Below are 24,136 nucleotides of genomic sequence, written 5' to 3' on the forward strand. Positions count from 1 at the left end.
ATGTATGAAAATTATTTCCAAAAGGTAAAAGATGCTGCCCGAAGCATGGCAACATTAGGTGATAAAGAATCTGAAGCAATATTGTTATCCTTGAGTAAGGCTTTGTTGGTGGAAGAAACTAATATTCTCAATGCTAATAAGCAGGATCTTGACAGAATGGATCCCAATGATCCGCGTTACGATCGTTTGAAACTGACATCAGAAAGGTTGGAAAATATTGCCAGTGATCTGGAGAGTGTGGCTAAATTACCTGTGCCTGTTGGGGAGGTTCTGGAAGAAAAATTATTACCCAATGGTCTTAAGCTCGAGAAGAAGAGAGTTCCACTTGGTGTTATTGGAATTATATATGAGTCGCGCCCTAATGTTACTGTGGATGTATTTGCACTCTGCCTGCGTTCGGGTAATGCATGTGTTTTAAAAGGAGGTAGTGATGCTGAATACAGTAATTTGGAACTGGTGAAAGTGATACACAATGTACTTCGTGATCATGGCGTTAACCCTGATATTCTTCAATTGTTGCCGGCCGATCGTAAGGCAACTGAGGAATTACTGAAGGCCGACGGTTTTGTGGATGTTCTAATTCCCCGTGGATCACAGGGCTTGATAAATCATGTGCGCGAAAATGCTAGCATTCCTGTAATTGAAACAGGTGCTGGAATAGTACATACCTATTTTGATGAGTTTGCCGATTTAAATATTGGACAAAAGGTTATCTTCAATGCAAAAACCAGACGTGTAAGTGTTTGTAATGCTTTGGATTGTTTGGTTCTTCATAAAAGCAGACTGAATGATTTGCCTGTTTTAGTTCATTCAATGGCAAAAGAAAATGTAGAAATTTTTGCTGATGAATTATCTTACAAAAAGTTAGAAGGACTTTATCCTGATGCTTTATTAAAGAAAGCCACAGAAGAGGATTTTGGAACTGAATTTCTATCGTATAAAATGTCGATAAAAACAGTTGATAAATTCGATGATGCCTTAGATCATGTATATAAGTTTAGTTCTAAGCATAGTGAGGCTATTATTTCGCAGGATGAAGGACGGATTCAAAGATATTTGAATGAGGTGGATGCTGCCGTTGTTTACGTAAATACAAGTACGGCATTTACCGATGGAGCCCAGTTTGGTTTAGGTGCTGAAATTGGTATCAGCACGCAAAAACTTCACGCGCGCGGTCCTATGGCTTTAAAAGAACTAACAAGCTATAAATGGATTGTCAGAGGAGAAGGACATATAAGAGATTAAATTATAGTATAAATGTAAAAGTTCCTCAAGGTAGAAAGGTGCGTTTTGTAAATAACTACAGACTACTGCCTTCTGACTAACGAACTAATTAAAAACACAGGGATGAAACGTTATTTGACTGTTGATGACATAGGAGATTTGAGTCAGGCTTTGAAAGAGGCAGCAGAAGTAAAGAAAAATCCATATGCATGGGATACATTGGGAAAGAATAAAACCATTGTGTTGATTTTCTTTAATTCAAGTTTGCGAACTCGTTTGAGTACTCAAAAAGCAGCCATGAATTTGGGAATGAATGTAATTGTACTGGACGTAAATAACGACGGCTGGAAGTTGGAGACTGAGTTTGGCGTTGTGATGGATGGCGATAAACCGGAACATTTGCGCGAAGCGGTTCCTGTAATCGGAAGATATTGCGATATCATTGCAGTCCGCTCATTTGCTTCTTTTGAAGATAGAGATGCTGATTACGAAGAACGAATTCTAAGCCAGTTTATCGATCATGCCGGTGTTCCTGTGATTAGTATGGAAAGCGCAACACGTCATCCGTTGCAGGCATTTGCCGATTTATATACTATCGAAGAACATAAATCAAAAGATAAACCTAAGGTTGTTTTAACATGGGCGCCACATCCTCGTGCTTTACCTCAGGCAGTTCCCAACTCTTTTGTTGAATGGATGAAAGTAGCTGATGTTGAATTGGTAGTTACGCATCCTAAAGGTTATGAGTTGGCCCCTGAATTCAGCGATGGAGTAACCGTAGAATACGATCAGAAAAAAGCCTTTGAAGGAGCTGATTTTATTTATGCTAAAAACTGGGCGTCGTATAATGATTACGGAAAAATTTTATCAAAAGATAAGAGCTGGACGGTGGATGAAGAAAAAATGGCTCTAACCAATAATGCCAAATTTATGCATTGTTTACCTGTTCGAAGGAATATGATTGTTACAGATGGTGTTATCGATAGCGAAAATAGTATTGTTGTAGAAGAGGCTGCCAACAGGGTTGTTTCTGCGCAGGTTGTAATCAAAAGAATGCTCGAAAGTTTAAATAAATAGATAATGCAAGAACGTTTAACCATAGTAAAGGTAGGCGGTAAAGTGGTTGAGAATCCTGAAACACTTACCTCATTTATTAATGATTTTTCAAATATTGCGGGTAAGAAAATTCTTGTGCATGGTGGCGGAAGGTCGGCTACTGCAATTTCTGAAGCTTTAGGAATAGAAACTCAAATGGTAGATGGCAGACGCATTACCGATGCTGAAACATTAAAGGTTGTGGTGATGGTGTATGCAGGGCTGGTGAATAAGAATATTGTTGCTCAGTTGCAATCATTAAATAAATCTGCAGTTGGTTTGTGTGGTGCCGATCTGGATGTTGTTAGAGCAAAAAAACGTGAGGTGAAAGATATTGACTATGGTTATGTGGGAGATGTTGTTGGAGTGAATGTTGAGCAGTTACTCGATCTGATTAACAATGATGTTGTTCCTGTGGTAGCCCCCATTACACATGATGGGAAAGGGCAATTGTTAAATACCAACGCCGATACCATGGCATCTGAGCTGGCCAAAGCTTTGGCTATGGATTATAAGGTTCAACTTGCTTTTTGTTTTGAAAAGAAAGGAGTTTTAAAAGATCCGGAGGATGATAATTCAGTGATTGATACTTTAGATACCGAGTTGTTTCAGGAGTATAAAGCTGAAGGTATTATTTCTGACGGAATGATTCCAAAATTAGATAATGGATTTGCTGCATTAAAAAGAGGTGTAGATAAGATTGTTATCTCAAATACAGATGGATTGAAAAATGGTTTTTCACAAGGAACCAACTTAAAACTATAATAGTATATGACTCTATTAGAACAAAATACAATAGAGGCTATCGATCTGTTGAAAAAGTTAATTCAGGTTCAATCTTTTAGCAGAGAGGAAGAAGGCGTTTCTGAGATGATGGCTGATTATCTTAGTTCAAAAGGGCTAAAAGTAAATCGCCAGGGGAATAATGTGTGGTGTTGGGCGCAAAAGTACGATTCTGCAAAACCTACCATACTGTTGAATTCTCATCTCGATACTGTTAAGCCATCTAAAAAATGGACATACGATCCTTTTCAGGCAACTATTGAAGGTGATAGACTTACTGGATTGGGAAGCAACGATGCAGGAGGACCACTGGTTTCGTTGATGGCAACTTTTTTAACGTTAAAGGATACTGAACAAAAATACAACCTGGTATTTGCTGCTACGGCAGAGGAAGAAGTGTCAGGGCAAAAAGGGGTAGCTTCTATTTTAAGTGAGTTAGGTAAGATTGATTTGGGAGTGGTTGGAGAACCTACTCAAATGCATATGGCTGTAGCCGAAAAAGGTTTGATGGTACTCGATTGTGAGGCTCACGGTAAAACGGGGCATGCTGCGCGTAACGAGGGTGATAATGCATTATACAAAGCATTACCTGATATAGAATGGTTTAAAAATCATCAGTTCGAAAAAGTATCACCGCATTTGGGTGCTGTAAAAATGACTGTTACTCAAATTCAAAGTGGTAGCCAGCACAATGTGGTACCTGATAGTTGTAGGTTTGTGGTTGATATCAGGCTAAATGAATGTTATAGCAATAAAGAACTACATCAGATCATTCAGAATAATGTGAAATGTGATGTGATTGCACGATCCTATCGTTTAAATAGCTCATCCATTTCGATGGATCATCCTTTTGTGAAAAGAGGAATAGAAATGGGAAGAGAATATTATGGTTCTCCTACAACATCCGATCAGGCAGTAATGGATTTTACAACAATAAAGATGGGACCCGGTGATTCGGCAAGATCACATACTCCGGATGAATACATTCTTTTAAATGAAATTCGTGAAGGAGTTAAAATATATATTAAATTATTAGACGGATTGATAGTTTAAAAGCATTACAAATTATGACAAAAGTCATTAAAAATGCATAATTGATTTTAATTAGTAGAAAAAAGTGAATATATTTGACGAATCGAAATAAATACGCTCTGATTGTTTTCAATCAGTAATGATTATTTCGAACCTCTTCACTTTTTATCTACCTCTTAAATTGGTATGACTTATGAAGTTATGGGATAAAGGTATTTCGGTAAATAAAAAGATAGAAGAATTCACGGTGGGACGCGATCGTGAATTAGATGTGTTGCTTGCTCCTTTTGATATAATGGGAACCATTGCACACATTACGATGCTTGAGAGTGTTGGACTGTTAAGTAAATCAGATTTAGATCAATTAATACCTGAATTAAAGGCATTATACATCAAATCTGAAAATGGCGAGTTCGAGATTGAAGATGGGATTGAGGATGTACACTCACAAGTAGAACTTTTATTGACACGTAAACTGGGAGATATTGGTAAGAAAGTCCACAGTGGTCGATCAAGAAATGATCAGGTGCTTTTGGATTTGAAGTTATACATCAGACATCGGATACACGATGTGGTTATAGCAGTTAACAACCTGTTTGATGTTCTTCAGGCAAAAAGTGAAGAGCATAAAGATGTGTTGATTCCTGGCTATACTCATTTGCAAGTGGCTATGCCATCATCATTTGGATTATGGTTTGGTGCTTTTGCCGAGAGCTTGGTTGATGACTTGCATATGTTGCAGGCAGCATGGAAAACGGCTAATCAGAATCCATTGGGTGCCGCTGCTGGTTATGGTTCATCTTTTCCGTTAGATCGAAAATTAACAACGCAGTTGTTGGGATTTGACGACTTGAACTATAATGTGGTTTATGCGCAGATGGGAAGAGGTAAAACTGAACGTACAGTTGCATACGCATTATCATCTATCGCTACAACAGTTGGAAAGCTGGCTATAGATGGTTGTTTATATACAAGTCAGAATTTTGGCTTCTTAAAATTACCAGATGAGTTAACAACAGGATCGAGCATTATGCCTCACAAAAAAAATCCTGATGTTTTTGAGCTGTTGAGAGCACGCTGTAATAGATTGCAAGCATTGCCTGAGAGTATTGGTATGATTACAGCCAATTTGCCAACAGGATATTTCAGAGATTTACAATTGATAAAAGAACAATTTCTTCCTGCATTTGATGAGTTAATTGATTGTTTAGAAATAGCCACTTTTGCTATTAAAAACATTAAGGTAACTCAGGATGTAATGAAAGATGAAAAATACCAGCTTGCATTTAGTGTTGAAGAAGTAAATAAGTTGGTATTACAAGGAGTTCCTTTCAGGGATGCCTATAAGCAAGTAGGCGAGCAAATTCAAAAAGGAGCTTTCAAAACGGATTATAAAGTAAAACATACGCACGAAGGTTCCATAGGTAACCTTTGTACCAGTGAGATTAAGAGTAAGAAAGAATTAGTAATAAGTGAATTCAGTTTCAATGAAGTAGCTAATGCTGTTGAGAAACTGGTACGTTGAAAATAAAACATAGTCTATGTCATTATATGATAAATTAGCTGAAGGTGCTGTTAAATCGAGCGATATTGATAAAGAACTTTTTGACAAGTTTAATGTAAAAAGGGGATTACGAAATGCTGATTTCTCAGGAGTACTTGTTGGCTTAACAACAATAGGTGATGTTGTTGGATATGACAAGATGGACGGTAAATTAGTTCCTCGTGAAGGACGCTTGTATTATCGTGGTGTTGAATTGAAAGACCTTGTTAAAGGATTTCAAAGTGCAGGGCGACATGGATTTGAAGAAACTGCTTATTTACTGCTTTCAGGTCACCTTCCAACATCAGCTGATCTGAAAACCTTTGATGATTTACTAGTAGCAGAGCGCGATCTTCCTCCCTTCTTCTCAAAAAATATGATTCTTTCGTTACGAGGTCGTGATATCATGAATATGCTGGCTCGTTCAGTGTTAGGATTATATACGGCTGATGAGGAAGCCGAAGATTTATCTCCAATTAATTTAATTAAGCAGTCAATCAGTTTAATTGCTAAGTTTCCGGTTATAGTGGCATATTCATACTTTGGTATGCGCCACTCATATCAGAGAAAATCATTGGTGATACGTCATCCTCAACCAGAGTTAAGTGCTGCTGAGAATTTTCTTTATATGTTGAAAGGAGAAAACTATACAAAGCTGGAGGCAGACTTGCTTGATCTATCATTGGTAATTCATGCTGAACATGGTGGTGGTAATAATTCATCATTTACTACCCGGGTTGTAAGTTCCGCTCAAACGGATACTTATTCTGCTATAGCGGCTGCCTTGGGTTCGTTAAAGGGCGGATTACATGGTGGTGCAAACCTGAAGGTAATGGATATGATGGAAAACATTAAAGCTAATGTTTCTAATTGGTCAGATGAGCAGGAAGTAGCTGAATATTTAATGAAGATATTAAATAAAAAGGCATTTGATAATACAGGTAAAATATATGGTATTGGTCATGCTATTTATACGTATTCAGATCCTAGAGCAGTATTGTTGAAAGAAAAAGCCAAGGCGTTGGCTGAAGAGAAAGGCCGATTGGATGAGTTTAATCTTTATGCATCAATTGAAAAATTGGCACCTGAGGTATTTTATAAATTTAAAGGTGAAAATGCTAAGGTAATTTGTGCTAATGTAGACTTTTACAGTGGGTTTGTATACGACTGCTTAAATATTCCAAAAGAGATTTATACACCAATCTTTGCTGTATCTCGAATTGCAGGTTGGTGTGCTCATCGTTTGGAGGAAGTTTGTGGATCAAGCAAACGTATTATCAGACCGGCTTACAAAAATGTATTAGAGTATATTCCATATTTAGAGATGGATCATAGATAAGAAATTTTGTTGATTGGGTATGAAGGGCTGTTCCAAGGGGGAGATTGGACAGCCCTTCTTTTTGTATATATATGCAGTAAAAATAGTCTACACTAATATTTATACATTTATAAATTTAATATTGGCCAAACCCACAAATAATTATTACATTTGTACCGCATAAAAACGAAGTGATATGCATGCATTTATCAGAGAGTAGATAAATGCATTTTTTCTGTATTATTGAAAGCAAACGACTTATTTGTCAAGAGGTATGCCAGAATTACAAAAGATTAAATTAGTGTTGGAAGACGGAACAGTCTTCGAAGGAAAATCATTTGGGTATCATAAATCGGTTGCCGGCGAGGTAGTTTTTAATACTGCCATGACCGGATATCCTGAAAGTTTAACGGATCCCTCATATGAAGGGCAGATTTTGGTGGCCACATATCCACTTATTGGAAACTACGGAGTGCCGAAGGATGACAAAGAGAACGGAATACCAAAGTTCTATGAATCAGATCGAATTCACATTTCAGGATTAATTATTTCGGATTACTCATTTGAGTATAGCCATTGGAATGCTGAAAATAGCCTGCGTGAATGGTTGATGCAAAACGAGGTTCCAGGTATTTTTGATATCGATACACGTGCCTTGACAAAAATTTTGCGCGAAAAAGGATCGATGTTAGGAAAGATTGAAATCGAAAACGAAACGATTGATTTTGTTGATCCTAACAAAGAGAATCTGGTTGCAAAGGTTAGTGTAAAGGAGAAGAAAGTATACGGTACAGGTAAGAATAAAGTGGTTTTGGTAGATACCGGTGCAAAATACAATATTTTGCGCTGTTTGCTAAAACGCGATACTACTGTGACAGTTGTACCATGGGATTATGACTTTACTCAGGATGACTATGATGGTGTAATGTTATCTAATGGACCAGGTGATCCACAAATGTGTCCTGATACAGTAAAACATATTCAGAAAGCCATGGAAATTGGCAAGCCAATATTTGGTATTTGTCTGGGTAATCAATTGTTGGGTATTGCATCTGGTGCAAGTACTTACAAGTTAAAGTATGGTCATAGAGCGCATAATCACCCAGTAATAAAAGTTGGAACTGATACTTGTTACATTACAAGTCAAAACCATGGTTTTGCTATTGATAACGAAAGTTTATCAAGTGACTGGGAGCCATTGTTTGTTAATGTAAATGACAAAACAAATGAAGGCGTTCGTCATAAGAGCAAGCCTTTCTTTTCTACTCAGTTTCACCCGGAAGCTTCAAGTGGACCAACTGATACGGAATTTTTATTCGATGAGTTCATCGGATTAATTGAAAAAAGTAAGTAAGCTTACTCAATATATCATTAAAAGAGTTGTTCATTTGAGCAACTCTTTTTTGTATCAGAAAATGGGTTTATTTATTAAGTATTTTAGTTTATCTTTAATAAAGGTTCAATTTAATACGTAAAGCTATGAATGATACAAGTGATATGGTTCATGTATTTAGTAATACAGAACTGACCGTAACTCATCTGAAAAATATTTTAGAAGATAATGGCATTACATCTTTAATCAGGAATGATTATGAATCTGGAAACTCAGCTGGTTTTGTAGGTGGATCTTATACAACCATTGATTTGTATATTCAAAAAGATGATGAAGCAAAGGCACGACCTATAATTGAAAAATTTCAGGCTTCGTTGGAGAAATAAATTTTTATATTGAAATAGCTTTAAAAAGATAAATGGTTCGACCGGGGAAAGTCGAACCATTTTTGGGAGTTGTAATAAGTAAAGAATTGAGATTGCTTATAAAGCAAAACTTAGTATTACATCCTTCTTTAAACAATTATTATGCCATCAATATAAAAGTGAAGCAATTTATATCTGTTTAAATTTGGGTAACATTAATTAAGTATTTGAATTTCTGGTTTGGTTGAGAACTTAGCTCAATAGATTATCATTGTCATCTGAATAATCCTTATAACCTGATTTTATAAATGCCTCACCAAGAACCATATCAGATGGTGTTGTGATTTTAATATTCTCTCTGTTTCCAGCTACTAAATGTATGGTTTCACCATATGTTTCTACTACCGATGCATCATCTGTAAATAATGGGCTGAAATCTTGACTGTAGGCGTTTATCAATAATTCCGATTTAAAAACCTGTGGGGTTTGTACCAACTTTATAGTACTTCTGTCTAACGCACGGCTTTTTTCTTCATCAACCTGACGAACCGACTCAAAGGCATCTAAGACAGGAATCGCATTTCCTAATACTTCTGCATGATGATAACAGCGTTTCAGAGTGTCAGGTGAAACAAAAGGTCTTACTCCATCATGAATGGCTATCAAAGAAGGGGTGTCTACAATCTGCAATCCATTTTTAACACTTTCAAACCTAGTATTACCGCCGGTTGTAATGTGATGTTTTATTTGAAATTTATATGTGGAGCATAATTCACGCCAATAATCAACCTGATTGGTCGGCAGAACAAGAACGATTTTTATTTGATTGTCAAAATCAAAAAAAGTGTTGATGGTGTGCATTAATACAGGTAGACCGTTTATTTTCAAAAACTGTTTAGGAATCTCACTTCCCATCCTTGTTCCGCTACCTCCGGCAACTATAATCGCGTATCTTAACATGTATTATCGATTAATATTCAAAAATGGATACATTCAAAAGTACACTGCTATTAATAATGAAACAAGAGTAAATCCTAACAATCTTTGTTTTGTTGATAATTAGTATTTCATTACTTTTCATTTCTTTAAAATATATATCATGATAGAGCCGATAGTCTATGAGTTTCTTAAGCAGCTAAAAGACAATAATAATAGAGAATGGTTTACTGAGAATAAGCCGTGGTATCAAGATGCTAAGTTATCGTTTGAAAATTCTATAAAGGGAATAATTGATTTAATTAATACAATTGATGATAGTATAGGACTTATTGAACCTAAGGATTGTATCTTCCGAATTTATCGCGACACTCGTTTTGCAAAGGATAAAACTCCTTATAAAACCAATATGGGTGCTTATATAGTTAGGGGGGGACGAAAAAGTCCGCGAGGAGGATATTATATACATGTTGAACCTGGGCAGTCATTCATAGCGGGTGGCATTTATTGTCCTCCATCAGAAGAATTAAAAAAAGTTCGTAAGGAGGTATATAATTTCACAGATGAATTTAAGGAGATTATTGAAGACAAAGATTTTGTATCGATCTACCCTGAGTTATATCAGGATAAATTAAAAATGGCGCCGAAAGGTTTTCCAAAAGATTTTAGTGATATTGATCTACTCAAATACAAGTCATACATAGTTTCACATTCAATTGCGGATAATGATATGACCGGGAAGCAAGGGCGAAGTATCTTAAGCAAAGCGATAAAAACGGTTAAGCCATTGAACGATTTTATAAATAGAGGATTGGATGCTGAAGATGAGGAAATAGTTTTATAATTTATATAACAACAGAATATGCAATTAGTAATTGATCCTACCGGTGGTATCGCTGGGGATATGTTTGCTGCTGCACTGATATCGGCGGGTGCAGATGAAAAATTGATGATTGATGCCATGCTTTTGGCTGGACGAAAGATTGGAAATGCTCAAATTGAAATTGAAAATTCTGCTGATGGTGCCAAAAGATTAAAGATGCAAGTGGAGCATCATCATGGGCATTTATCGGGGCATAAAGCTTATCATTTGCTCGAACATATATTTGATGATTTAAATATCGAAGGAGTTTATCGTGATTTTGGTTTTAAAGCGCTGGATGTTTTGGTAAAAGCTGAAATAAAAGCTCATAAGGAAAATACTTTTTTGACCGATCATATACATGCTCATACTCATCACGATCATGATCATCATCATGGCCATACGCATGAGCATCCGCATGAAGATGCCTATTTGCATGAGGCTCAGGATATATTAATAGATATAACAGGTGCTGCGTATGGGTTACAGTTGTTAAAAGCTCCAACTGAGGCTGTTTTAAGTCATCCGGTTAATTGGGGAGGCGGCCACATTACATTCTCACATGGACATTTACCAGTACCCGCTCCGGCCACTAAAATTATATTCGATATGTTTGAGATTCCCGGTCAGATGGGGCCTCTTGAAGTGGAATTGTGTACGCCAACCGGATCTTCGATATTAGCTGCACTTAATTCGAAATTAGGAGATGCAGGTGATGGAGAAATTATCTCAAGTGGAATTGCAAGAGGTGGGAAAGATTTTGATATACCACCATTAAAGATTGAACTGAAGAAATAAGTATAATATAAAGGCTGATTCAATGAATCAGCCTTTTATTTTTTTAACTAGATGTAGACATTTCCAATCTTAATTAGTTTGGGGATGTCTAAAAGCTTAATTCTTCGGCCGTTTAATTCAATGAGTTTATCTGTTTTAAACTCTGATAATAATCGAATAACCGATTCGGTAGCAGTCCCTACCATGTTAGCTAACTCTTCCCTTGTTAGAGAAATCTGAAGCATATTATCTTCATCCAAATCAAAGGTGTCCATTAAAAGTAATAATACTTCGGCAAGTCTCTCCCTTACTGTTTTTTGCGCAATATCAGTAAGAAATTTGTTTGATTCACCTAATTCGCGACATGTCAATTTCATTAGCGACATGGCAAATTCGGGATTTACCTTTATTAAATTGGTAAGTAAATCTCCCGGAAGGTAGCACAATACTGCATCATTTACCACTTTGGAAGTTGTACAGGCTAATTCATCACTAATGATTGAACGAAACCCTATCAAATCACCATCTTTGGCAAAGCGTATTATTTGCTCTTTACCATCAAAACCGGTTTTGTAAATCTTTAATATTCCCTTAATCACCATGTAGGTGCCGTTAATTCGGCTACCCTCGTGATATAGAATATTGCCGCGTTTATGATGAGTACAACTCATTGACTGCGATAACATCTCTAACTCTTCTTCGCTCAATCCATGAAAGATGTCATAAGAAAGAAGGTCAATATCTTCATTAAAAGGCACATTTTGTATGCTTTTCATAACAAGAACAACTTAAAGATTATAAAAAGTGATAAATGTCATAAAACTACACAAAGATATAAAAAGAGATTATATTTGCAGTACATGCAAATATCTAAAACTTTGAATATATGAAAAGCTCAGTAAATTTAAAATGGACCGGCAACATGTCATGGGAAACAGAATTGTTTGGTCACAAATTAGTGCTAGATGCCGGAACTGAAAATGGTGGAGAAGATAAAGGACCACGACCTAAGCCTCTTATGTTAACTGCGTTGGCCGGATGTACAGGTATGGATGTTGTAAGTATTTTAAAGAAAATGCGAGTGGAATTTGAAGACCTACAAGTGATTGTGGAAGGTGATATGACCGAAGAACATCCTAAGTATTACGAAAAAATGCATGTGATTTATCAGTTCAAGGGTAAAGATTTACCAATGGATAAATTGCAAAAAGCAGTTAGTTTATCGGAAGAAAAATACTGCGGAGTATCGGCACTTTATAAAAAAGCTATTCCACTAACTACCGAAATAAGGATTGTAGAATAGTAAAAAATATGTTTTTAAACATCTCTTAGATGAGAAATGTCATAAAAAAATCCCGCAGCTAGCGGGATTTTTTGTGTTCGTTATATCAGAATTTAAATCTGAGCTGATTTAAATTGATCTAAAAATCGTTTATCATTCTCAAAGAATAATCGAATATCTTTGATCTGGTATTTCAGCATTGTAATACGTTCGATACCCATACCAAAGGCAAATCCTGTATATTTTTCGCTGTCGATATTGCTGGCTTTTAATACTTCTGGATCAACCATTCCACATCCTAAAATTTCAACCCAGCCGGTGTATTTACAAACATTACATCCTTTGCCTCCACATAATGAACATGAAATATCCATCTCCGCAGATGGTTCAGTAAATGGGAAATAAGATGGACGAAGTCTGATTTTAGTTTCAGGACCAAACATCTCCTTGGCAAAATAAAGCAAGGTCTGTTTCAAATCGGCAAACGAAACATTTTCATCGATATATAAACCTTCAACCTGGTGGAAAATACAGTGTGCACGAGCTGAAATGGCTTCGTTACGGAATACCCTTCCTGGGAATATTGCACGGATTGGCGGTTGTGTTTTTTCCATCACACGAACCTGCACTGAGGAAGTATGTGTGCGCAACAAAACATCCGGATTAGTAGCAATAAAAAATGTATCCTGCATATCTCTGGCTGGATGTTCGGGTGGGAAATTAAGTGCTGTAAACACATGGTAATCATCTTCAATTTCCGGTCCTTCTGCTACGTTAAATCCTAAACGGGCAAATATCTCTACAATTTCGTTTTTGACAATCGACAATGGATGACGACTACCTAATTCGGATGAAGTTCCGGGTAAAGTAAGATCTGTTCCTACTTCGCTGTTTGCAGATGCAGCAAAACCATCCTTTAATTCGTTGATTTTATCGAGAGCTTGCGTTTTTAAGACGTTCAATACCTTACCAACTTCACGCTTCTGCTCATTAGGTATGGTTTTAAACTCATCAAATAATTGGGAAACCAAACCTTTTTTACTCAAATATTTTATTCTCAGTTGCTCAGCCTCTTCTGCCGATTGTGCAGCTAAGCCTTTTATCTCCTCAACTAATTGATTAATCTTATCTAACATGTTTCTTTATTTACTTTATAAAAGCGAGTTGCAAAATTAATAAAAGCATTGGTTTAGGGCAGCCTTTAAAACCATTTTTGTTTCTTTTGCTTTATTTTTTCAATATCTCAATGGTTTTAATTCTTATCTCATCAATAGGTCTGTCGATGGCATATGTTTTTGAGGCAGCCAGTTGGTCAACCACATCCATTCCTTTAGTGACCCAGCCAAAAACGGTGTAATCGCCATCTAAATATGGAGCTCCGCCAATTGTAGTGTACGCCTGCCGTTGTTCGGGAGTATATTTTATTCCTTTTTCTTTTTCCAGATCATCTAATTCCAACTCCGTAAAAATACGACCGGATATGATATAAAACTGCGAACCATCGCTTCGGTTGTTTTTATTTCTGTCTGCCGGCAGTTTTGATGCCGCTATCATGCCACGTTTATGAAATAAACCGGGTACTATATTCATAGGAAGCGTGTAGCCTGGCCCTTGCCACCCAACCACATCATCTTTTTTAGCGTATTTGGTGTCGGAGGCACCTGTTTGAATCAGAAAATCTTTGATAACGCGATGAACCAGCAAGCTATCGTAAAAATGATCGCTGACCAGTTTTATAAAGTTATCGCGGTATTTGGGTGTTTTATCCGATAGAGCTATTTCAATGTTACCTTTATTGGTGATGATTTTAAATCCTTTAACCTTATTGTGTGAAATGTATACTTTATTGGTTTTATCACGCAGGTTCCAGGTTGATTCAGAATTTTTGCTTTTATTTTTTAGGAGTTTATCAATCCATTCTGCCATTAAAATTGTCTTGAGAGAATCTTTCCCTTGCACGATTCCCACCGGACGATGATTATCTGCAAAAACAGGCTCCCCAAAACGGGCATTAATATCAGCTAAAGCATAAGAGATAGTATCGGTAATTACAGTATTTTTAATCAGACCGTTGGTAGCATACAACTTCCTGTTTTTACGGAATAAACTATAAATAGTATCCGGATTGCTTTCAGCTTCTTTTAAGTGAATGTAGTTGAGGTTTTTTCGGTTTACCTTTAAAAGAACGAGATCACGATCTAAATCGTATGATACATAGCCATGAACCGATGAGAAATCTTCTATATCGAGCGGGGAACTTTTTACTTTGTAAGCCCCTTTTACAAAACTTAAATTGGTTACTACCAGATTGGGAGCCACATAAAAACCAAAGCCATCATCAATCCTACGTGTGTAATGATCAAAAGTACGCAGGCTGACAATTCCCTGAACATTGTCTTTGTATGATCCTTTAAAGGTCGATTTTTTGTCTTTCGAAGATTTATCTTGGCCGGACTGACAAGCGATAATCATTGTTGATAGTATGGCAATCAGCAGGAAGCGATACATAGAATTACAGTTTTTCGACAGTTACCTTAATTTTCACATCAGTGTAGGGTCTATTGGCTTTGTCTACATCCATTGCTGCAATCTTACGTATTACATCTAATCCTTCAACCACTTCGCCAAATACAGTATACTCTCCATCTAACTCAGGTGTTCCGCCAATTGTTGTGTATGCCTGACGTTGTTCTTCCGTAAATTCTTTTTTATTGGAAATGCTGTAGTGGAAGGCAATTTTATCTTTTATCTCGCGCAGCAACTTATTAAATGCTTTTGGATCTTCTGTTTTTAAGCGAGCTAATTCTTCTTTGTGAGGCACATAAAACTGCTTTTTTAATTCGATCTTAATAGGATTGTTTGTTGCTTTTTCAATCAGATCAAGTTCCTCGTTGGTGTATTTTCGGCCTTGTACAATGTAAAACTGCGAAATGTCCGACATCTTAAAATGGTTAACATCCTCGGGCTGGCGAGGAGCACATATGGCTCCTTTTTTATGAAAGCACTCATCGTCGAATTCAGAATCAATGTTGATTGCTTTACCATAACCGATGGCACGTCCTGGAGCTGCATTTCTAGAGTCGGATGATCCCCCTTGAATAACAAAACCTTTTACTACGCGGTAAAACAATGTTCCATCGAAATGCTTCTCACCGGCGAGCTTCAAGAAATTGTCGCGGTGATTGGGTGTTTCGTTATATAGTTTAACCTTCATATTGCCCATATTGGTTGATATGGTAACATAGAAAACAGGTTCTTGCGATAGTATATTAATGCCACCCAGTAATAAAACTAACAGAATAGCCAGGTACTTTCTTCCAAGGGGGTTATTCATAGTTGAAATGTTTTTAATTTCCGGTAATCACTTTTTTAATAATTATATTTTGCAGCGGGCGGTCATTTTCATCGCATTTAACGGCGGCAATAGAATCAATCACATTAAAGCCTTTTACTACTTCACCAAAAACGGTGTAGTTACCATCCAGGTGCGGAACGCCTCCAACTGTTCTATACACTTCCTTTACATTTTCAGGAATGTTAACGTCAGGAGCATTGGCCAGTTTTTCTTCCACAATGTCATTTATCTTCATTTGCAAATCCATAACAGCCGCTTGATCACCTGCCTGACGCAAGCTCATTAATGTATCTTTGTATACTTCCAGTGTTTGATAAAAGATACTTTGTTTTTGCATCGATTTTAGTCGTTTTTCAACCTTTTCAAAATCATCATCATTAAAAACTTTTCCTTGTACAATGTAAAACTGCGATCCCGAGGATTTTTTCTCTGGATTCACATTATCACCCATTCTGGCTGCGGCTAAAGCTCCTTTCTTATGAAAATACTTTGGGTAATCAATCTCCGCATCAATTGTGTAACCAGGGCCTCCGTTACCTAATTCTTTACCGCGAAACGCATTTTTCGATTCCGGATCACCTCCCTGAATCATAAATTCATTGATAACACGATGAAACAGTAATTGATCGTAAAAGCCTTCGCTGGCTAACTTTTTAAAGTTATCGCGGTGCTTAGGTGTTTCGTCGTATAGTTCAACCAATATATCTCCTTTGTTTGTTTTTAATAATACCTGGTTGGGTTTTAATTTAGGAGAGCATGCTGCAAAAGTGATTGCTATAGCTATTAGGGCAATGAATTTATTCATGTTATTTAGTTTGTGAATTCTACATCTTTAAAATACTCGATAATGCCTTTTTTTATTAGTTGGTTTTGGTAAGAGGGCATCATGGATTTTAATTTACTACTTGCCTCAAAAATTGGCCATCCTTCGGGATCAGTGCCCGTTTCTTTAATATAGCCTTGTCGGGCCAGAATGCGACAACGAGCCACATTAATCAAATCCATTTTTTCGGTTTTACTAAATTCGCGAAAACCGATACCCATTTCCTGAATACCCATCATAAAAAGGATAAATTCATATTCGGCTGTTACATTAAATTGTTTGCTCAGCCTTAGTATTAGTTTATCCCATTCCAGTTCAAACTCTTCTCCCGTCATATTATTCATAGTTTTCAAAAATACCATTTCACATTTGAAGCCCCAAATCAAGAGCTAAACATTAAAGTAAATTCTGAAGGTATTGTTTATAAATATAATTTGGTTTGAAGGTGAATGTTATTTCGGGTATTCAATAAAATTATAGGATAGCCATAAGTATACGATTATGCCGTGCATGTTTACGCAAAGCTCCAATTCTTGAGAAAAGGGGGTTTTCTTATTTATGTATGTGTTAAGGATTGTAAAAATCAATCCTTACGTATTTACGCAAAGCATCCTTTTTACATTAAGATAGTCATGCGTAAATACGCAAAGGTAATTTTCTGAACGAGACAAGGTTTGCGTAAATCCGGATGACTTTCTTTTCTGAAGTAGTGTTTATATAATCAATTAATTAGCCATGTTATGTGTGGTGCAATTGCAAGGTGCAGGGATAGAATCGCAGAAAAGAGAGGCAAGTGTTTGCTTACAGTTTTGCCTAAACAATAACTTAACGCTGACAAATTTCCCTGCTATACAACACTTTTCCTTATAAAGTATCCATTTTAATATGGATTATTTCAAGCATCAGTTATCTTTGCGGAAAATTTTTTTTCAGTATATGTCATTTAAAATATTAACTCCAGAAGAAGCTGCATCATATATCTACCATGATGCAACTGTGGCCTTTAGCGGTTTTACTCCGGCAGGGTCACCTAAAGTTGTACCTAAAGCAATTGCAGCAAGAGCAGAAGCTGAACATGCTGCAGGCAGAGAATTTAAAATTGGTGTCATCTCAGGTGCATCAACAGGCGACTCGCTTGACGGTTCATTAGCTCGTGCTAATGCTGTTAAATTCCGTACTCCATATCAGTCAAACAAAGACTTACGAAATTCAATAAATAGCGGTGGTGTTGAGTACTTTGATATGCACTTGTCTGCTTTAGCTCAGGAGATGCGTTACGGCTTTTTTGGCGATATTGATGTGGCTGTTATCGAAGCTGCTGATATTTCTCCAAACGGAGAGGTTGTTTTAACTTCGGGTGTTGGTATCTCACCTACTGCCGCTCGTTTGGCTAAGAGAGTTATTATTGAATTAAATAAAAAGCACCCTGCAAAAATTAAGGGGCTTCATGATATTTACGAACCGTTAGATCCTCCTTACAGAAAATCAATTCCTGTTCACACGCCTGAAATGCGTATTGGTGATCCTGTGTTAAGAATTGATCCTGCCAAAATTATGGGTATTGTTGAAAATGATGCTCCTGATGAGACAGGTGGCTTTGCTCCAGTTGACGAGGTAACTCAAAAGATTGGAGATAACGTAGCCTCTTTCTTAGCCGGAGAAATTGGAAAAGGCATTATACCAAAAGAGTTTTTGCCAATTCAATCGGGCGTTGGTAACATTGCAAATGCAGTATTAGGTTCGTTAGGCTCAAATCCTGAAATTCCTCCGTTTAAAATGTATACTGAGGTAATTCAGGAATCGGTAATTGAATTAATGCGTAAAGGCGAAATTACTTTTGCTTCGGGTTGTTCTTTAACTGTTTCACCTCCGGTATTAGAGGGTATTTACGAGGATTACGATTTCTTTAAAGATAAATTAGTTCTTCGTCCACAGGAAATTTCTAATAACCCTGAGTTAGTTCGTCAGTTAGGTTTAATTACCATTAATACAGCTATTGAGGCCGATATTTTTGGTAACATTAACTCTACTCACGTATTGGGTACTAAAATGATGAATGGTATTGGCGGTTCGGGCGACTTTACACGTAACTCGTTCTTGTCAGTATTTACTTGTCCTTCTGTGGCTAAAGGTGGAGCTATTTCAGCTATTGTTCCTTTGGTATCGCATCAGGATCACTCTGAGCACTCTGTAAAAGTTATTATTACCGAGCAGGGAGTTGCCGATTTAAGAGGAAAGTCTCCACGTCAGCGTGCAGAAGCAATTATTGAAAATTGTGTTCACCCTGATTATAAGGATGTTTTAAGAGGATACTTAAAATTAACCGAAGGTGCACCGCAAACTCCGCAAGCATTAAATGCTGCATTTAAAATGCACATCGAATTTTTAACTTCGGGTGATATGAAAAATACTAAATGGGAGTAGTATAACTCTTTAGTAAATAATTAAATATAAAGGCTGTTTCGTTTTGAAATGGCCTTTTTCTTTTTTTATTCAGGCCATATTAGCTTATTAAATTGGCGAGCAATTATAATGATATGGTTTTGGTTGAAGAAGTTTATGAACAGATATTGGTAGTTGGAATGTTTTTTGTTGTAAATTGCTTGTAACCAATGATCGAAACAATGAGTAAAAATTTATTTTTAATTTTCGCAATTGGATTATTTGTTGCTTGTTCTTCCACAAAAAACATCAATAATCAATCGAAGGCTGAGGTGGCTGTTTCGGAAGATAGTACCGAATATGAATTAATAGTTATGGATCCTCGGTTTGAAACCTATCTGGCTTCGCAACCTTATCCCAAGAACTTTTATTCTAATGATTATTACAGGCAGTGGAATATACAGTACTGTGTTGAATGGAATATAAGACATACAAATCCGTTAAGGTTTGGAGATTTCTACCAAACAAGTATACCTTACGAAAGCAATGTAGATTATGGATTGGATTTTAACTTTCGATTATATCATTATTTCCAGTTTATTGAACAGGAATATGGAATTGTCCTCATATCTCGCAGGGGGCAACAAGTAAGGTGAGAATTATTCTTTAAATAATTCAGGTCGTTGTAATCCAGGTGTTTGTCAGTATTTTGTTGGGAATGCTTTTTAGTGTCGGCGAATTATAAAAAATGCTTTTAGTATAACTTTATCAGTTTTGGCTGACAGCATAATATTCTCAGTCAAATCAATTCTTATGTTCGTTAATCTGTCAATCCTCTTTTTGAGTAAGTAGCGAGGAATTACAAAGAAGCAAGCCAAAAAAAATCAGATTAATTATAAATAGTAGCAAAAATAAAACATATCAAAACAAATTATTTTTAATTTCGATTATATTTGTGAAAATTATAAAGACCTAAAATAATGAAAAGCATTTTTCCGGTAGTATCATTGATTATTGCAACCACTGTTATATTTGCTTCATGCAACATGGGGAGTAAATCATCTTCAACGAGCAGTGCTCCTGAGATTAAAAAAGAAAATGTTGAAAAAGAGGTTAGAGAATTTGTATATCCTTTGCCAACATCATTCCAGGTTACTGAAATGCTTAATCGCATTGAAGCTGCCTATATTCTTTCGTTAAGTAATCCCGTTTCAAATGTTGAAAAGTATTTAACAGAAAAAAGTCAGGCCTTGAATTTGGGTGTTTATAGCGCTGATCTTAGTTATGCAAGTACATACAATCAAAAACAAGAGACTGTTGATTTTATGAATGCTTCAAAAAGCTTGATTGAAGAATTGGATATTGCTCCAGCTCTTGATAAAGATTTGTTGCAAATGATTGAAGCAAATCTTGATAATAAAGATGAGTTGGTTGACTTAATTACGAATTCGTTTTACGATACTTATGAGTATTTAAATAAGAATGATCGCGAGTCGGTTTCTCTATTGGTGTTAGCTGGTAGCTGGGTTGAGGCTCTTTACATTTCAACTCACATCTCGGAGGATACCTTCAATAATAAAGAAATGGTGGTGATTATTATGAACCAGAAAGAGCCATTGAATAAGTTGATGACTCTGTTGAAGCAGAATGCTGATGAGGATGTTCAGGAAGTTATCGAGAATTTGAAGATTCTGCACGAAATATATAATAGTATTGATACTGGTAGTATTACTGAAGATCAGTTAACTGCAATTAAAGAAAATGTTGCTGTAGTTCGCGAAAAATTCATTTCGTAATCTAATCAGGCTGAAAGATATTTGGGGAAGCCGTATGGTTTCCCTTTTTTTGTTTATGAAAAAGTCAATTGACTTTCATTTAAAATCAAATTCCAGGTAAATGAGTGAATTATTGCTTGAGGCACTGATGCAAATCTTTGCATTGTTGACTGATCAGAAAGAAGAGCAGGAAACAGGCAAAGGCGTTGTTGCGGTCAAAAACTTTTTGTCGCGTAACCTCAACAACGATTATGTTGAGATGGCCTTGGAGCGTTATAATTTCTACATTAAAAAATACCATGCTAATTCATATAGCCATGATCAGGCAGCCCGCGATAAGCAGACTTCCTATAACATGGATAAGCTGAAAGCTATTTGTGATGAGCTGAATCAGGAATTGGAATTAACAACCAAATTCTTATTGGTTAGTAATATGCTCAATTTCATTATGCGTGATGAAATTGTATCCGATGCAGAAGAATTATTTACCGATCAACTGGCGGAGAATCTCAAGCTGGCCAATGATGAGTATGACAATCTGAAGCAATTTGTTGTTGATCATCCATTAGCGGTTAACCAAAAAGAGAATGTATTACTAATTAGCGGTCAGAACGAAAAGCCCGACGAAAGAATAAAGCATATTCATAACCCTAAACAGCAGGTGTTTGTTTGGGTGTTGCACATAAAGTCAACCAATCAATTTATATTCCGATATTCAGGAAACAGAAACCTTTATTTAAATGGTCATAAGGTTGAGCAAAACAGAGCTACGGCCATTTCACCCGGTTCTGTAATTAAAACATCCCGTATTGCACCAGTTTATTACGGTACCATCGCCCAGAAATTTATTGCCAGAGCCGACAGAGGGCGTATTGTATACAGGGCAATAGATGTATCTTATAAATTCAACTACAACCAAATTGGAATCCACCCTTTTAGTTTTACCGGTCGTTCCGGTCAATTGGTTGGTGTGATGGGAGGCAGTGGAACCGGTAAGTCAACACTTCTTAATGTGTTGAATGGCCAGCTAAGTTTGGATAAGGGTAAAATTACCGTTAACGGATATGATTTGCATAAGGAACCTGAAGCACTGGAAGGTGTTATCGGGTATGTGCCTCAGGATGATTTATTAAAAGAGGAACTTACAGTATTTGAGAACTTATTCTATAATGCTCGATTGTGTTTTAGTCATTTTACCGAAGATGAGATTACTGAGGTTGTAGAAAGAGCCTTGCATGATTTTGACTTGGTAGAGGCTCGTGACTTGGTGGTGGGTTCTCCTTTAAACAAAATATTGAGTGGTGGGCAACGTAAGCGATTGAATATTGCACTGGAGTTGATTCGCGAGCCATCTATTTTGTTTGTTGATGAGCCAACATCGGGATTATCATCGATGGACTCAGAGAAAGTAATGGTATTGCTTAAACGCCAGGCATTAAAAGGTCGATTGGTAATAATAAATATTCATCAACCCAGTAGTGATTTATATAAATTGCTTGATAAGTTGTTGATTATTGATAAAGGTGGACGAATAATCTATAACGGTAATCCAACCAATGCCATCACTTATTTTAAGCAGATGGCTCATTACGTTAATCCTGAAGAGAGTGAATGCTATGCTTGTGGTAATATTCATACCGAGCAGCCATTGCGGATTATTGAAGCACGTATGGTGAATCCGAATGGTAAATTAATTCGCCAGCGTAAGGTATCGCCCGAAGAATGGTATGAGCAGTACCTTGAGAAATTTGAAAGCAAGTTCGAGTGGAAAGCAAAGCCTTTAGCTGATAAAAAAGAAAAGTTACCACCTAACCTATATAACATACCAGGACGCATAGAGCAGTTTAAAATTTATTTTAAACGCGATGTTCTATCTAAAATTAAGAATAAGCAATACATTTTCATCAACTTGCTTGAGGCTCCTATTCTTGCATTAATTCTTGGCTTCTTTACCAAGTATATTAGTGGTGACGATGGTAATTTGAATGTTTATCTGTTTAGTAAAAATGTAAACCTGCCAGCCTATTTGTTTATGGCGGTTGTGGTGTCGTTGTTTCTTGGATTGACGGTAAGTGCTGAGGAGATATTTAAAGATAAAAGGTTATTACAACGAGAGGCATTTCTTAATTTAAGTCGTTCAAGCTTTTTAAATGCTAAGGTGGTTGTGATGTTTATCATGTCTGCTATTCAAACGCTTAGTTTTGTGTTGATTGGTAATAGCATTCTTGAGATTGAAGGATTAACATTCAGCTATTGGATAATTTTATTTAGTACCGCTTGTTTTGCTAATATGGTAGGATTGAATATTAGTAGTGGGTTAAATTCAGTAGTTACCATTTATATATTAATACCTTTAATATTAGTGCCTCAGCTGCTGTTTAGCGGTGTTATTGTTGGGTTTGATAAACTACATCGAACAATTGCTTCAGAAGAATATGTGCCTCGGATTGGTGATTTAATGACTTCGAGATGGGCATATGAAGCATTGGCTGTAAATCAATATATGAATAACGATTATGAGACATTGTTTTTCGATATTGAAAAAGAGGCTAGTAATGCGTCTTTCAAGGGAAATGTGCTTATTCCTGAGTTACTGGATATTAATGACCAGTGCAAAAGCCTACTGAATGACCAGAAAACAGAGGCTTTACATAACCGATCGCAGCTGCTAATCTCTGAAGTTAGGGAATTAGCCAAGCGTCCCATATCACACTTTCCAACTATATCATTCTTTACCAGTGGTAATATTTCCTATTCTGAGGAAATGTATGAGCGTATTAATAATTTTCTAACTTCTGAAAAGAAGGCCTTTCATACAAAGTACCGAACAGCTAAAAAGCAAAAGGATAAAAAGTATGAAGAGCTGATTGCCCAATATGGTTCGGTAAATGAATTTCTCGATTTTAAAAAGACCTATCAGAATGAAGCGTTAGAGGAATTGGTTCTGAATAAAAGGGAACTGCAGCAGGTTGAAGTCTCTGATCGCTATATTATTCAAAAACGTAATCCGATATTTAAAGAACCTGTATCCAATTGGGGAAGAGCACATTTTTATTCTGCTTCAAAAAGAGTGATGGGAATTAAAATAGAAACTCCCATCTTTAATACTATAGTTATGTGGCTGGGGATCGTTATTTTCTACATAACTCTGTATTTTGATGTGTTAAGAAGAATTATACATTACTTCGAAAACTTCAAACTACGAAGGTTAAATAAACGATTACAGAAAATCAGACCATAATCTATCAGAA

General features: G+C 36.5%; 22 protein-coding genes. 15 read left to right on the forward strand and 7 right to left on the reverse strand.

Annotated elements, in window-relative coordinates:
- The 8 genes from KEM10_RS01635 to KEM10_RS01670 all read left to right on the forward strand — a co-directional run bounded on the left by KEM10_RS01635 (window position 1) and on the right by KEM10_RS01670 (window position 8,714).
- Window positions 1-1,245 carry a glutamate-5-semialdehyde dehydrogenase gene (locus KEM10_RS01635; protein ID WP_212212629.1) on the forward strand — a complete coding sequence of 415 codons (1,245 nt, stop codon included), beginning with the start codon at window positions 1-3 and terminating at the stop codon, window positions 1,243-1,245.
- 102 nt (window positions 1,246-1,347) lie between these two features.
- Window positions 1,348-2,301 carry an N-acetylornithine carbamoyltransferase gene (locus tag KEM10_RS01640; protein WP_212212630.1) on the forward strand — a complete coding sequence of 318 codons (954 nt, stop codon included), beginning with the start codon at window positions 1,348-1,350 and terminating at the stop codon, window positions 2,299-2,301.
- Window positions 2,302-2,304: 3 nt separating this feature from the next.
- On the forward strand, window positions 2,305-3,084 hold the full coding sequence (gene argB / locus KEM10_RS01645) for an acetylglutamate kinase (protein WP_212212631.1): 780 nt from the start codon (window positions 2,305-2,307) through the stop codon (window positions 3,082-3,084).
- Window positions 3,085-3,090: 6 nt separating this feature from the next.
- Window positions 3,091-4,155, forward strand: a complete 1,065-nt coding sequence (locus KEM10_RS01650) for a M20 family metallo-hydrolase (RefSeq protein WP_212212632.1) — start codon at window positions 3,091-3,093, stop codon at window positions 4,153-4,155.
- A 172-nt stretch (window positions 4,156-4,327) separates the two neighbouring features.
- Window positions 4,328-5,659, forward strand: coding sequence for an argininosuccinate lyase (gene argH, locus KEM10_RS01655; RefSeq protein WP_212212633.1), 1,332 nt, complete (start codon window positions 4,328-4,330; stop codon window positions 5,657-5,659).
- Between the two features lie 16 nt (window positions 5,660-5,675).
- Window positions 5,676-7,016: a citrate/2-methylcitrate synthase gene (locus KEM10_RS01660; RefSeq protein WP_212212634.1), complete on the forward strand. Its 1,341-nt coding sequence runs from the start codon at window positions 5,676-5,678 to the stop codon at window positions 7,014-7,016.
- Window positions 7,017-7,269: 253 nt separating this feature from the next.
- Window positions 7,270-8,349 carry a glutamine-hydrolyzing carbamoyl-phosphate synthase small subunit gene (gene carA, locus KEM10_RS01665; protein WP_212212635.1) on the forward strand — a complete coding sequence of 360 codons (1,080 nt, stop codon included), beginning with the start codon at window positions 7,270-7,272 and terminating at the stop codon, window positions 8,347-8,349.
- 125 nt (window positions 8,350-8,474) lie between these two features.
- Window positions 8,475-8,714, forward strand: coding sequence for a putative signal transducing protein (locus KEM10_RS01670; protein WP_212212637.1), 240 nt, complete (start codon window positions 8,475-8,477; stop codon window positions 8,712-8,714).
- A 231-nt stretch (window positions 8,715-8,945) separates the two neighbouring features.
- Here KEM10_RS01670 and KEM10_RS01675 read toward each other — a convergent pair whose 3' ends face one another.
- Window positions 8,946-9,653: a 2-C-methyl-D-erythritol 4-phosphate cytidylyltransferase gene (locus KEM10_RS01675; RefSeq protein WP_212212639.1), complete on the reverse strand. Its 708-nt coding sequence runs from the start codon at window positions 9,651-9,653 to the stop codon at window positions 8,946-8,948.
- 139 nt (window positions 9,654-9,792) lie between these two features.
- Between KEM10_RS01675 and KEM10_RS01680 the strand changes: the two genes are divergently transcribed.
- Together KEM10_RS01680 and larC are read left to right on the forward strand one after the other, a co-directional pair.
- Window positions 9,793-10,473, forward strand: a complete 681-nt coding sequence (locus tag KEM10_RS01680; protein WP_212212642.1) for a DUF2461 domain-containing protein — start codon at window positions 9,793-9,795, stop codon at window positions 10,471-10,473.
- 18 nt (window positions 10,474-10,491) lie between these two features.
- Window positions 10,492-11,289: a nickel insertion protein gene (gene larC, locus KEM10_RS01685; RefSeq protein ID WP_212212645.1), complete on the forward strand. Its 798-nt coding sequence runs from the start codon at window positions 10,492-10,494 to the stop codon at window positions 11,287-11,289.
- Between the two features lie 47 nt (window positions 11,290-11,336).
- Here larC and KEM10_RS01690 read toward each other — a convergent pair whose 3' ends face one another.
- Window positions 11,337-12,044, reverse strand: a complete 708-nt coding sequence (locus KEM10_RS01690) for a Crp/Fnr family transcriptional regulator (protein ID WP_212212648.1) — start codon at window positions 12,042-12,044, stop codon at window positions 11,337-11,339.
- Between the two features lie 110 nt (window positions 12,045-12,154).
- Here KEM10_RS01690 and KEM10_RS01695 point away from each other — a divergent pair, with 110 nt between their 5' ends.
- Entirely contained in the window at window positions 12,155-12,571 is a 417-nt protein-coding gene (locus KEM10_RS01695) for an OsmC family protein (RefSeq protein ID WP_212212650.1), read from the forward strand.
- A 92-nt stretch (window positions 12,572-12,663) separates the two neighbouring features.
- Here the strand turns inward: KEM10_RS01695 and pheS are convergent, their stop codons facing one another.
- From pheS to KEM10_RS01720, 5 genes are all read right to left on the reverse strand, one after another.
- Window positions 12,664-13,686: a phenylalanine--tRNA ligase subunit alpha gene (gene pheS, locus KEM10_RS01700; protein WP_244825461.1), complete on the reverse strand. Its 1,023-nt coding sequence runs from the start codon at window positions 13,684-13,686 to the stop codon at window positions 12,664-12,666.
- 91 nt (window positions 13,687-13,777) lie between these two features.
- Window positions 13,778-15,058 carry a peptidylprolyl isomerase gene (locus tag KEM10_RS01705; RefSeq protein ID WP_212212653.1) on the reverse strand — a complete coding sequence of 427 codons (1,281 nt, stop codon included), beginning with the start codon at window positions 15,056-15,058 and terminating at the stop codon, window positions 13,778-13,780.
- Window positions 15,059-15,062: 4 nt separating this feature from the next.
- The gene (locus KEM10_RS01710; protein WP_212212656.1) at window positions 15,063-15,884 is read right to left on the reverse strand and encodes a peptidylprolyl isomerase; all 822 of its coding nucleotides are present in this window, start codon (window positions 15,882-15,884) and stop codon (window positions 15,063-15,065) included.
- A gap of 13 nt (window positions 15,885-15,897) precedes the next feature.
- Window positions 15,898-16,710, reverse strand: coding sequence for a peptidylprolyl isomerase (locus tag KEM10_RS01715; RefSeq protein ID WP_212212659.1), 813 nt, complete (start codon window positions 16,708-16,710; stop codon window positions 15,898-15,900).
- Between the two features lie 5 nt (window positions 16,711-16,715).
- Window positions 16,716-17,072, reverse strand: a complete 357-nt coding sequence (locus KEM10_RS01720; protein WP_244825463.1) for a hypothetical protein — start codon at window positions 17,070-17,072, stop codon at window positions 16,716-16,718.
- Window positions 17,073-17,664: 592 nt separating this feature from the next.
- Here KEM10_RS01720 and KEM10_RS01725 point away from each other — a divergent pair.
- The 4 genes from KEM10_RS01725 (at window position 17,665) to KEM10_RS01740 (ending at window position 24,126) form a co-directional block, all read left to right on the forward strand.
- The gene (locus tag KEM10_RS01725; protein WP_212212662.1) at window positions 17,665-19,152 is read left to right on the forward strand and encodes a succinate CoA transferase; all 1,488 of its coding nucleotides are present in this window, start codon (window positions 17,665-17,667) and stop codon (window positions 19,150-19,152) included.
- 200 nt (window positions 19,153-19,352) lie between these two features.
- Window positions 19,353-19,766, forward strand: a complete 414-nt coding sequence (locus tag KEM10_RS01730; RefSeq protein WP_212212665.1) for a DUF6146 family protein — start codon at window positions 19,353-19,355, stop codon at window positions 19,764-19,766.
- Between the two features lie 324 nt (window positions 19,767-20,090).
- On the forward strand, window positions 20,091-20,906 hold the full coding sequence (locus tag KEM10_RS01735; RefSeq protein ID WP_212212668.1) for a hypothetical protein: 816 nt from the start codon (window positions 20,091-20,093) through the stop codon (window positions 20,904-20,906).
- A gap of 100 nt (window positions 20,907-21,006) precedes the next feature.
- Window positions 21,007-24,126: an ATP-binding cassette domain-containing protein gene (locus tag KEM10_RS01740; protein WP_244825465.1), complete on the forward strand. Its 3,120-nt coding sequence runs from the start codon at window positions 21,007-21,009 to the stop codon at window positions 24,124-24,126.
- The last annotated feature ends 10 nt before the right edge of the window (window positions 24,127-24,136 follow it).

The sequence above is a fragment of the Carboxylicivirga linearis genome (assembly GCF_018271995.1).
GTDB lineage: Bacteria > Bacteroidota > Bacteroidia > Bacteroidales > Marinilabiliaceae > Carboxylicivirga > Carboxylicivirga linearis.